This is a genomic window from Salinisphaera japonica YTM-1, assembly GCF_003788585.1.
GTDB classification, from domain to species: domain Bacteria; phylum Pseudomonadota; class Gammaproteobacteria; order Nevskiales; family Salinisphaeraceae; genus Salinisphaera; species Salinisphaera japonica.
Window position 1 is genome coordinate 16856 of sequence record NZ_AYKG01000037.1, and the last position, 11280, is coordinate 28135.

An 11280-nucleotide genomic window follows, 5' to 3' on the forward strand; every position below is an offset into this window, starting at 1 on the left:
AACTCAATGGGCTTTTGATGCGACAAAACGATCCAGTCCGTAGAGCCAGTTCATGGCACCCAGGCGCGCTGCCCCGATACCAATTACGAGCCCCGCACAATCAGCACACCAATCCAGAATATCGCCATCGCGATATCCGGTCGCAGCCTGCAACAGCTCTGTTGCCGCAGCAAAGACAGCCAACCACAGCCCCACACGAAGCAGCCGGCGGGGAAACACAGCCGCAAACCAGGCCCCCATCACGATGAATGATCCCGCGTGTTCAACCTTGTCGAAATACGGAATGCCCGGCTCGCTCGGCGGGCTTGGCATCAGACAGGCATAGAGAAAAAACGCACAGAGACCGGCCCCGACCAGACACCACAGCACGAAATAGTGCAGGCGCTCGGCGCTGATCGCACCACTCATCGCAGGCTAGGCGCGGCTTCGCCCCGGCCGTCCACGACCTCGACCTCATCGGGGATATCGAGCTTGAAGCGCTCGGCCTTGATTGTCGGATTTACCTCGATATTGCCGAAGTTGATACTCGTGGTCTGGCCCAGATTGTCATGCAGCTGCATCAGGCTCGGCACATCGTTCTTGAGACCCAGATCGACCGTCTTGAAATCCGTATCGTCAGCGTTGGGTTTCAGGTGCACCCAGTCCAGCCCGTCGTGATGGCCGCCGTCGGTGATCTGAAACGCCTCCGACAAGGCTTCGCCGCCGGTCAGCAACAAGGCCGGCGTAGCGTTGAGCGTTGCCCCCACGTCGCGGATGGTGACTTGGGCGAGATCCACATCGTAGAACTTGAAGGTCTCGCCGTCGCTGACGATGATCTGCTCGAACGGCTGGGTATAGGCCCAGCGGAAACGGTCCGGCCGCGACAGCAGAAACGTGCCGCTGGCCTGCTGGACGATGTTGCCCTCGTCGTCACGCTGAACCTGCTGAAAATCAGCCGACAGCGTGGTCACCTCGTTATAGAAATCAGCCAGAGCCGATGAACCCGTCGCCGACGAGCCGGTCGCCGCTGTGGCCGTACCGGTAAAACAGGCCGCAACCAGTGCGACGACACACAAAAGATATCGCATCAAATGCCTCGTAAAGAAAAGGATCGCGGGGTTCCGCGCACGGTCAGAGCCTCGACCATGCGGCGTGAATCGCATCTGAACTCAGTCATCCGGCGGCGGCGGTGCCAGGACTTCTCGCCCGCCGTTGCCCTCGGCCGGGCCCACGACGCCGGCATTTTCCATTTGCTCGATCAGCCGTGCAGAGCGGTTATAGCCCACGCGCAGACGACGCTGTACGTATGAGATAGAGGCCTTGCGCGACTTGAGCACGATGGCCACCGCCTGGTCATATAGCGGATCAGCCTCCACGTCCTCGTCATCGCCCTCGCCGCCTTCGGCCTCACTGCCGCCGTCGAGAATCTCCTCGATATAGTCCGGCGTGCCGGTCTGCTTGATGTACTCAACCACCTTATGAACTTCGTGGTCGTCAACGAATGCGCCGTGCACACGGTTGGAGAACCCGGTACCCGGTGGCAGGTAGAGCATATCGCCGTGGCCCAGCAGGCTTTCGGCCCCCTGCTGATCCAGAATCGTGCGCGAGTCGATCTTGGAGGCCACTTGAAAGGCGATCCGCGTGGGAATATTGGCCTTGATCAGACCGGTGATCACGTCAACGGACGGCCGCTGTGTGGCCAGAATCATGTGCAGCCCGGCGGCGCGTGCCTTCTGCGCGATACGCGCAATCAGTTCTTCGACCTTCTTGCCCACCACCATCATCATATCGGCCAGCTCATCGACCACGATGACGATCGCCGGCAGGGGCTCGAGCGTGGGCAGCTCCTCGCCGGCCGCCGCTGCCTCGTTGGACTGCGCGTTCTTGGCAATCGGGTCCTCGATCGGCTGACCGGCCTCGATCGCCTTGGCCACTTTCGTGTTGAAACCGGCCATGTTGCGCACGCCGAGAGCGGCCATCAGCTTGTAGCGGCGCTCCATCTCACCCACACACCAACGAAGCGCATTGGCGGCATCCTTCATGTCGGTAACGACAGGCGCCAACAGATGTGGAATGCCTTCATAGACCGACAGCTCGAGCATCTTCGGGTCGATCATGATCAGGCGCACCTGCTCTGCCGTGGCCTTGTGCAGAATCGACAGAATCATGGCGTTCACGGCCACGGACTTGCCCGAGCCGGTCGTGCCCGCCACCAGCAGATGCGGCATCTTCGACAGATCAGCCGTTACCGCCGCCCCGCCGATATCCTTGCCGAGTGCCATGGTCAGCGGTGACTGTGCATCGGCATAAATCGGCGCTTCAAAGATCTCACGCAGCGCGACGATCTCGCGATCGGCATTCGGAATTTCCAGGCCCACCACCGACTTGCCGGGAATCACCTCGACCACGCGCACGCTCGTCGTGGACATGGCCCGCGCCAGATCCTTGGCCAGGTTCGAAATCTGGTTGACCTTCACGCCCGGTGCCGGGTCGATCTCGAAGCGTGTAACCACCGGCCCGGGTTTGACGGCCACGACCTTGGCCTGAACATTGAAATCCGCCAGATGCTGCTCGAGCGCCTCCGACATATGCTGCAGGACCGCGTCGTCCTGATCGTTCTTGGGCGCGCGTGCCGGATCCAACAGCTCGATCGGCGGAATCGGGCTGTCGCGTTCCGGGTCGAACGTCGGCACATCAACGGCCTCAGTCGTATCCGGCACGCTTGGGAGCGGCGCGGGTCGCGGCTTCTTCTTATTCTTCTTTTTCACCTCGGGCGCGCTCGGCGCGGGTGCGACCGGTACAGCAACGGATTCTTCCTGAGCCGGCGCAGCGCGTTTTTCCGGCGCCCCGGCCGGGGCTGGCCTAGGCTTGGGTGCGGCTGTCTTTTCAGCCGCCCGCTGCTGTCTGGCCTGCTGTCGCGCGGCGCGGGCCTCCACACGCCGCTCGGCACGTGTGGCTTGCCAGGCCGTGAGCCGATCCTTGCCATTGCGCATGGCCTGCCAGGTGCCGCCCAACGCCCATTGGCCCAGACGCTCGGCAACCGATAGCCAGGAAAACCCAAGCCCCATCGACAAGGCAATCATCAAGACCGTGATCAGAAGCCACGCCGCCCCGAGAATATTGATCAATGCCGCAACCGGCCTGGCCGATGAGGCACCGACGATACCGCCGCCGCCTTGTGGCAACGGACTGATACGTGCACTGCCGAACAATAACCAGGCCAATCCACACGCCGCGATGAAGCCGACCAGCAGACACACGCCACGCAAACCACGTGAAAGCACTTCTTCTTGGTTCGTGTCTCGATCGGCATAGATCAACCAGCCGATATAAAGCACGACAAGCGGGAACACGAAGCCAAGGTAACCAAACAGGCTCAACAACACATCGGCAAACCAGGCCCCGGGTTTGCCCAGCAGATTCTGAATCGCCGTGCCGTTGCCCAGGCCGGACCAACCCGGATCCGATGGGCTGTAAGACACCAGAGAGGCCAACAAGAACAAGGCGATGGCAACCGCGATAAACAGGCCGGCTTCACGCACGAGCCGCCCCACGCGCTGGCTGTAAGCACTGGGCGGCGCGGTATCATTGGCACCGCGCCGCGCGGACTTGGGCCCGGCTTTTTCTGCCTTGGCCGATCGCGTGCTGTGCTTGGTGCCGGCGCCCGACGATCTGGATGCTGCTGCCTTGGCCATGTCCGCCCCATGGTCAGCCTGCCGGCGAGATACCGGTGGCTTTCGTTGTACGTTCGTTCAACAGTCTAACCGCTACGGCCCGCCGATGTATGAAACACCTTGTAAATCCGTAAGATGGCATAACAAGCTCAAGCATCGCCTGCACCCAGCGGCGCACGCCTGACGTATCGACTACAAAACATGCAGCCCCGCCTGCGCGGTCAAATGCTTGAAAAATCGCCGTCGGCGCCAATATCGGAGCGTCGAGCCGATTGTTGCGAGGATAATATGTCGACCCGTCATTTTCTGCTGACCGACGACGGAGCGATCGAGGAATTCAGCGAAGAAGAAGCCTCCGCCGTCGCCGAAGGCAAACAGGATCTGCCGCGCTATGCCGATCAGCAGCTGCGCTACGTCCAGGTCGCGTTTGATGACCAGACCAACGAAAACGGCGAGATTCAAGTCAAAACCATCGGCGCTATCGTGTCTTTCGATGATGCCGGGCATTTGACCGAAGCCGGGCGTGCCCACAACGCCCAGGACGAGCTCAACGAATTCGAGCACGACGCCTGCGTTCAGTTCGCCCTACGTGACACACTGCCCAACAGCTATGCCACGCACTGATCCCGGCGATCGGTAATTTCATACGCACGGACACGATGCCCAACTTCCGACAGATCGAATCGATACTCGATATCGACAGGCAAGCATGGGATGCGCTCGTCGGCACCGAGCAGCCGTTCGCGCGCCATGGCTTTCTGGCTGCCCTCGAAGCCAGTGGCAGCGTTTCTGCCGATCAGGGATGGCAGCCGGCACATGGTCTCTTGGAGGCCGACGACGGCAGCCTCATTGGCGCTGCGCCGATGTACGTCAAGGATCATTCATTCGGCGAGTTCGTTTTCGATTTCGCCTGGGCAAACGCTTATCGCCAGGTCGGCCTGTCTTATTATCCCAAGCTGATCAATGCGATACCGTTTTCGCCGGTAGCCGGCCCTCGCCTGCTCGCCGACTCTGAGACCACACGCAAGCTCTTGGCCGATGTCCTCGTTGAATTGCCTGAGCGTATGGGCGTGTCGTCCCTGCACAGCCTGTTCGACGACGACACCAGTGCAGCCGCGCTCATGGGTGCCGGCGCCCATGCGCGTCGCGGCTGCCAGTATCGCTGGTTCAACCGCGGCTATCGCAACTTCGACGATTTCCTGTCTTACCTGTCCTCCAAACGCCGCAAGGAAATCAACCGCGAGCGGCGCCGTATGCGTGAGGCCGGGGTGCGCGTAGAGGTGCTGGGGCCCGACGATATCGACGATACGCTCTGGGATATTCTGTATGCGTTCTATGGCCGAACGTATGCCATCCGGGGCCAGGACCCGTACCTGACCCGTGCTTTCTTCTCTGAACTCACCCAGCGCATGCCCGAGCATGTTCGTTTCTTCGTTGCCTATCACCACGATGAGCCGGTGGGCATGGCCTTCATGCTGCTTGGCGGCGATACGCTTTACGGTCGGCATTGGGGCTGTGCGACGGATTATCACAGCCTGCATTTTGAAACCTGTTACTACGCCGGTATCGACTACTGCATCGAGCACGGCCTGGCCTGCTTCGACGCCGGCGCCCAGGGCGAGCATAAGATCAGGCGTGGCTTCGAACCGATACCCACCTGGTCGAGCCACGTCATCGCGGATCCGCGGCTCGAAAGCGCTATCGCCGATTTCGTCGAGCGCGAAGCCGACATGATGGTCGACTTCGAGGCCGAACAGCGCGCACGCGCCAGTTTTGACGCTTTACCGAGCAACATCTCTTGAACGGTCCGCGGCTCTATTGGCTGGACCCGAACGTGCCCGACGGCGCGTTTCCCGACCCCGCCCTGGCGCTGGATGAGCCCAACGGCCTGCTTGCCGTCGGGGGCGATCTCTCCGCGACGCGCCTGATCAACGCCTACGACATCGGTGTCTTCCCCTGGTACAACCCGGACGAAACCATCCTCTGGTGGAGCCCGGATCCTCGTACCGTGTTCCACGTGAATGACGTGCATGTCTCACGTCGTCTGCGACGCACGATCAACAAGGGCGACTACGCCGTCACACTCGATCTGGCGTTCGAGCAGGTCATAAGAACCTGTGCCGCGCTGCGAGAGGACGCCGAGGGAACATGGCTGGGCCCGGAAATGCGTGCGGCGTATACCGAGCTGCATCATCAGGGCCACGCACACGCGATCGAGGTGTGGAAAGACAAGGAACTCGTCGGCGGCCTTTACGGCGTCGCCCGGGGCAACGTGTTCTTCGGCGAAAGCATGTTCAGCACCGTGCCCGACGCCAGCAAAATCGCGCTGGTATGGCTGGCCCGGCAACTTGCCGCCTGGGGCTATGAGCTTCTCGACGGACAGGTCGGCTCGCCTCACCTGTATCGGATGGGCGCAATCGATATGCCGCGAGCCGAATTTCTGGCGACCGTCAGACGAGGCCAAACGTCCCGTGATTCCAAGGGTTACTGGGCATTCGATATCGATGCGCCCCAACACGCCCGGCACATCGCCGACCCGTTAAACTGACCAAGAACCCGGCGTACAGCACCACACGAATTGATCCGCTGACACGTTTGGGCGCAAAAACATTGAACAAGACACCCCCCGTCACGGATAATCACGCGCGACACGCGCCCTGCACCACGCAATCAAGAGCGAATTAATGGCGAAAGAAGACCACATCGAAATGGAAGGCACCGTCGTCGAGACGCTTCCCAACACCACCTTCCGAGTCAAACTCGAAAACGGCCACATCGTGACCGCTCACATCAGCGGCAAGATGCGCAAGCACTACATCCGCATCCTGCGCGGCGACTCCGTTACCGTCCAGATCACCCCGTACGACCTGACGAAAGGCCGCATCACGTATCGCGGGCGATAAACCGCTGTCGACAAACAGATCGGTCGAATCCGCACTTGACGTTAGCCGCCAGTAAAGCTTTGATTGTGGCACCGGCCAACCGGTAGCCGGCTTCAATTGTTGAACAGGCGCCAACGCGCCTAGCATTCACGGGGGACAATCGAATGCAAAATCAAAAAGGCTTCACGCTCATTGAACTGATGATCGTGGTGGCGATTATCGGGATTCTGGCGGCGGTGGCTATTCCGCAGTATCAGAATTATACGACGCGAGCCAAGGTATCTGAGGTGGTACTAGCCGCATCCAGTTGTAAGACCGCAGTAAGTGAAGCGTATCAGGTTGCTAATTCCGATACAGATTTACCTAATGCCGGCAATTATGGTTGCGAGCGAGGCTCGGCGGCCGCTGATGGGAATGACGCAACTCAAGCCTCGCAGTATGTGGCTACTATCGAAACTGTCGATGCACCGCAAAAGGGAACGATTCAGGTTACCACTAAAGACCTTTTTTCCTCGTCCAAAGTCTTAACGCTCGTTCCAACTGTAACGGCTGATAGCACAGTAATCACTGGGTGGGTTTGCGGCGATACAACAAAGGGAACCACCATAGATCCGAAATTCCTTCCAGCGTCTTGCCGCGGGTCTTCTTAGTCAAACGACGTGCGCGAACGTAAAACGAACGGGGTCAGGTCTTGCATTTTGCAGACCTGACCTTTTTGGTTTAATTGCTTGCCTACGCCGGATATGGCTGCGCGAACGGTCAGCAATGACCCGGTACCGAAGCTCAATCATCTTGCAAACGGATCACGAATGCACGTACTCGTCACCGGCGGCGCCGGCTATATCGGCTCTCATGCCGTTGTCGCACTCTTACAGACCGGTCACGCCGTAACAGTCATCGACAACTTGTCGAACGGCGCCAATACAGCCCTTGTACGCGCAGGCCAGCTTGCCGGCGCAACACCGGTTTTCTACGAAGGCGATATCCGTGACCGCCCTCTGCTTGACGAGATATTCGCCCAAAATTCGATAAATGCCGTTATGCATTTTGCCGGCGTCAAAGCCGTGGGCGAAAGCGTCGAAGATCCGCTTAAGTACTTCGACAACAACGTAACCGGCAGCATAATCCTCTTACAGGCCATGATCGCCGCTGGCATCAATAAAATCATCTTCAGCTCATCGGCGACTGTATACGGTGATCAACACCCTATGCCGCTCGATGAATCTTTGCCGACCGGCGAACCGGCCAATCCCTACGGTCGCTCTAAACTCATGGTGGAACAGGCGCTGACCGATGTAGCAGCTGCCAATCCCGAGCTGGCCGTCGGTGTTTTGCGCTATTTCAACCCCGTCGGCGCTCATGAAAGCGGCCAGATTGGTGAGGCGCCCCAGGGGTGGCCCAATAATCTCGTGCCGTTCGTCTCCCAGGTGGCCATCGGCCAGCGCGAATCCTTGGCCGTGTTCGGCAACGACTACCCCACACCGGACGGCACCGGCGTGCGCGACTATATCCATGTGCTGGATCTCGTCGACGGCCACCTAGCCGCCCTGGAAGCGCTTAGCGCCCGCCCCGGCTTCAACGTATGGAACCTCGGCACCGGCCGAGGCCACTCCGTGCTGGAAATCGTCGAGGCATTCGAGGCCGTCAGCGCGCGCCCGGTGCCCTATTACATCGCCCCGCGCCGCAGCGGCGATGCCGCCGAATGCTGGGCCGACTGCAGCAAGGCCGCAGATGAATTGGGCTGGCGTGCCCAGCGCACGCTACAAACCATGCTGACCGATACCTGGCGCTGGCAAGAACAAAATCCTAGAGGCTATCGTTAAAAGCGTATTTCACACTTGCAAATGCATCCGCGCCGTAGGCCCGGCTAGTGCCGCTTAATTGTGTAAACCCAACAGGTTATTCACGCCCAAGCCGAGTCGGCCGATTGGTGTGTTGTAGTCGAAACTGACATGCGGCCGGTCCCAATTATAGTGATGCAGCCAGTGCGGCAGATGCGCCGCGCGCTGATCGGCATGTTTGTAGCATCGCGCGTAGGCCTATTCGTGTAGCCCTGTCTGTGTCGTACGCTCGGCCTTTCCGTTGGCCAGGGGGCAGTATGCCTACTTGCGGCGATGGCGGATGCCCAGTCGCCGGCAAGCCTTGGCGAAGACGCCCGATTTGCAACAGCGCCCGTTGTCATTGAGTACGCCCATCATGTGTGCGCCCAGGCGGGCGTGAAAGCGCACCAACAGTGATCAGCGCACCAGACACTGGCGCCGGTTCCAGCGGGCGCCGCGAAACGCCCCTGCCCGGCGGCTATCGATCGCCCGATGGCCGGCCTGTCGAAGCCGCCGAGTTTTTTGATGTCCAAATGCAGCAGATTCCCCGGCGCGTCGTGCTCGTAAGGCCGAATCGACGGCACCGGGTCGAGTGCGCTCGGTCGATTCAACCCAAGCGCACTGAAGCACGCGAAACGCCGTACTGACCGGCACCACGCCCACCCCGGCGCTGACTGAAGTGGACCCTATTGACCGGACAGGCCTCAGCGATTTTTAAGTGGCAAGCTGCGGATGTCATGCGGCTTGAGCAAGCCGCGTCAAGTTGAAGTACACCTGATCGGGCGTCTGGCGATCAAGCCCCTGATGTCGCCGTCGGTTGTTGTAGAACGCAAAGTACCTACTGAGCCCGCTTCTTGCCTGTGAGCTATGCTCAATCGTGGTGTATAGGCGAGATTGAAACAGGTGGCGTATCCGGCTGGAATGGAAGTACCACCCCCCATCCAGCCATGAGGGATACGCCATGGAATACGATACGCATGAGCCCGAACCAAGACCAGCAACCGGCGTCGATGACCCGCTTACCGACCTGCTGCGCCGCGGCGCACGCGACTTGCTGAAACAAGCGGTGGAAGCCGAGCTACAAACCTTTCTGGACGACACCGCCGATCGTCGATTGCCCGACGGCCGTCAGGCCGTGGTACGCAACGGCCATCAGCCCGAGCGCACGCTCCAGACCGGCATCGACGACGTCCCGGTGCGCCTGCCCAAGACCCGCGATCGCTCCGGCGCCGGCCTGCGTTTTCACTCAGGCCTGCTACCACCGTACTTGCGGCGCACCCGTCCGATCGAAGAGCTGTTGCCGTGGCTCTATCTCAAGGGGATCTCCACCGGTGATGAGATATAGTCAAACGTGGTGTATGCGGAGTTGATCAAGCGGCGCTCCGGCGGTCGTTGTTCTGCGGGCTTTGGTCGATGCCGTCGATGAATGTGATGCCTTGCTCGAGTTTCTCGAGCCATTGATAACCGCGTAGCCGGCGCCAGCGCTTGGCCGCGCTCTGACCGAGCTTGAACGTCAGGCCCAGGATCGTGTCGCGGCTGACACAGCCTCTCGTCTTGGCCGTGCGCAGGCGCACCGTGGCAAACGTCGATTCGATCGGGTTGGTGGTGCGGATCGATTGCCAGTGCGCGCCCGAGAAGTCGTAGAACGTCAGCAGTTCGGCGCGATCCTTGGTCAGACAGTCGGTCGCCTTCGGGTATTTGTCTTCGTAGGCCGTAACGAAGGCGTCAAAGGCGCTCTCCGCATCGGCGCGGGTCTCGGCCATCCAGACGGCCTGAAGCGCTGATTTGGCCTTGGGCTGCGCTTTCTTCGGCAGTTTGTTGAGCACGTTGGCGGTCTTGTGCACCCAGCAGCGCTAGTGGCGTGTGGACGGATACACGTGGGACACCGCGTTCCAGAAACCGAGTGCCCCGTCGCCGATCGCCAGCTGCGGTACGTGGGGTAATCCCCCCATTTTTAACGCGAGCTAAAAGTGGAGTTAAGCGGCCATATCCAATTTCTGCTTGGGCGTAATGCCGCCGAGTGCCATGTTCGGGCGTTCGTTATTGTAAGTCCAGAGCCACTTGGTAGCCGCATCCTGAACTTCGGGGATCGACTCGAATAGGTATTGACTGAGCCAATCGGTTCGCACGGTTCGGTTGTAGCGCTCGACGTACGCGTTTTGCTGCGGCTTGCCGGGCTGGATGTATTGCAGCGTGATGCCGTTTTCTTCGGCCCAAACTGTTAGCGGCCCACTGATGTATTCGGGGCCGTTGTCACACCGGATTGACTTCGGTTTGCCACGCCATTCCATAATTTGTTCCAGGCTTCGGATGACGCGGGCTGAGGGCAGCGATAGATCGACTTCGATCCCCAGACCCTCGCGGTTGTAGTCGTCGATGACGTTGAACAACCGAAAGCCGCGGCCGTCACCGAGCTGGTCGTGCATGAAATCCATCGACCAGCTGTCGTTGATGGCTTCGGGCTCCGCCAGTTTCCCCGGCGCGTCTCGTCGTAAGCGCTTGCGCGGCTTGATCCGCAGGTTCAACTCAAGCTCCCGGTAGATCCGATACACCCGCTGATGATTCCAACGAAACCCTTTGACGTTGCGCAGATACAAAAAGCACAGGCCAAAGCCCCAGCGGCGATGGGTCTCAGTCAGACGTATCAGCCAGTCCGCGATCTCGGCGTTCTCATCCGATAACCGTGGCTGATAGCGATAACACGTCGCACTGATCGAGAACGCGACACAGGCCAAACGGATACTCAAGCCGCGCTCGGCCACACTACGCCGGGCCATCTCGCGGCGGCGAGATGGCCTTACCACTTTTTTGTGAGCGCCTCCTGGACCACTTCCGCCTTGAGACGTTCTTCGGCGTACATCTTCTTGAGCCGTCGATTTTCATCCTCAAGCTCTTTCATGCGGGCCATGAGCGAGGCGTCCATGC

The 11280-nt window shown here is 60.1% G+C and carries 9 protein-coding genes and 4 pseudogenes; 7 read left to right on the plus strand and 6 right to left on the minus strand.

Features of this window, described 5'->3' with window-relative positions; translation table 11 throughout:
- Window positions 1-3 precede the first annotated feature (3 nt).
- From SAJA_RS11350 to SAJA_RS11360, 3 genes are all read right to left on the minus strand, one after another.
- Complete coding sequence (locus tag SAJA_RS11350; RefSeq protein ID WP_123658794.1) at window positions 4-408, minus strand: VanZ family protein; 405 nt, start codon at window positions 406-408, stop codon at window positions 4-6.
- On the minus strand, window positions 405-1067 hold the full coding sequence (gene lolA, locus SAJA_RS11355) for an outer membrane lipoprotein periplasmic chaperone LolA (protein WP_184999864.1): 663 nt from the start codon (window positions 1065-1067) through the stop codon (window positions 405-407). Before lolA ends, SAJA_RS11350 begins: the two co-directional genes overlap by 4 nt.
- A gap of 81 nt (window positions 1068-1148) precedes the next feature.
- A complete protein-coding gene (locus SAJA_RS11360) occupies window positions 1149-3674 on the minus strand; it encodes a DNA translocase FtsK (RefSeq protein ID WP_123658796.1) in 2526 nt (841 codons plus the stop codon).
- A gap of 267 nt (window positions 3675-3941) precedes the next feature.
- Here SAJA_RS11360 and SAJA_RS11365 point away from each other — a divergent pair, with 267 nt between their 5' ends.
- From SAJA_RS11365 to galE, 6 genes are all read left to right on the plus strand, one after another.
- Window positions 3942-4277 (plus strand): hypothetical protein, encoded by a 336-nt coding sequence (locus tag SAJA_RS11365; RefSeq protein ID WP_123658797.1) that lies wholly within the window; start codon window positions 3942-3944, stop codon window positions 4275-4277.
- Window positions 4278-4312: 35 nt separating this feature from the next.
- Entirely contained in the window at window positions 4313-5455 is a 1143-nt protein-coding gene (locus SAJA_RS11370) for a GNAT family N-acetyltransferase (RefSeq protein WP_123658798.1), read from the plus strand.
- A complete protein-coding gene (gene aat, locus SAJA_RS11375; protein WP_123658799.1) occupies window positions 5452-6201 on the plus strand; it encodes a leucyl/phenylalanyl-tRNA--protein transferase in 750 nt (249 codons plus the stop codon). Before SAJA_RS11370 ends, aat begins: the two co-directional genes overlap by 4 nt.
- 136 nt (window positions 6202-6337) lie before the next feature.
- Window positions 6338-6556 (plus strand): translation initiation factor IF-1, encoded by a 219-nt coding sequence (infA, locus tag SAJA_RS11380; RefSeq protein ID WP_109994791.1) that lies wholly within the window; start codon window positions 6338-6340, stop codon window positions 6554-6556.
- 143 nt (window positions 6557-6699) lie between these two features.
- A complete protein-coding gene (locus SAJA_RS15385) occupies window positions 6700-7185 on the plus strand; it encodes a pilin (protein ID WP_123658800.1) in 486 nt (161 codons plus the stop codon).
- Window positions 7186-7344: 159 nt separating this feature from the next.
- Window positions 7345-8358 (plus strand): UDP-glucose 4-epimerase GalE, encoded by a 1014-nt coding sequence (gene galE / locus SAJA_RS11390; RefSeq protein ID WP_123658802.1) that lies wholly within the window; start codon window positions 7345-7347, stop codon window positions 8356-8358.
- A 54-nt stretch (window positions 8359-8412) separates the two neighbouring features.
- On the opposite strand, the pseudogene SAJA_RS15595 reads toward galE, so the two are convergent.
- Window positions 8413-8544, minus strand: a pseudogene (locus tag SAJA_RS15595) (IS481 family transposase); the annotation flags it as partial.
- A gap of 772 nt (window positions 8545-9316) precedes the next feature.
- Between SAJA_RS15595 and SAJA_RS11405 the strand changes: the two are divergent.
- A pseudogene (locus SAJA_RS11405) lies at window positions 9317-9691 on the plus strand (transposase); the annotation flags it as partial.
- A 34-nt stretch (window positions 9692-9725) separates the two neighbouring features.
- On the opposite strand, the pseudogene SAJA_RS11410 reads toward SAJA_RS11405, so the two are convergent.
- A pseudogene (locus tag SAJA_RS11410) lies at window positions 9726-10319 on the minus strand (transposase); the annotation flags it as partial.
- A 12-nt stretch (window positions 10320-10331) separates the two neighbouring features.
- Window positions 10332-11280: pseudogene (locus SAJA_RS11415) on the minus strand (IS3 family transposase); the annotation flags it as partial.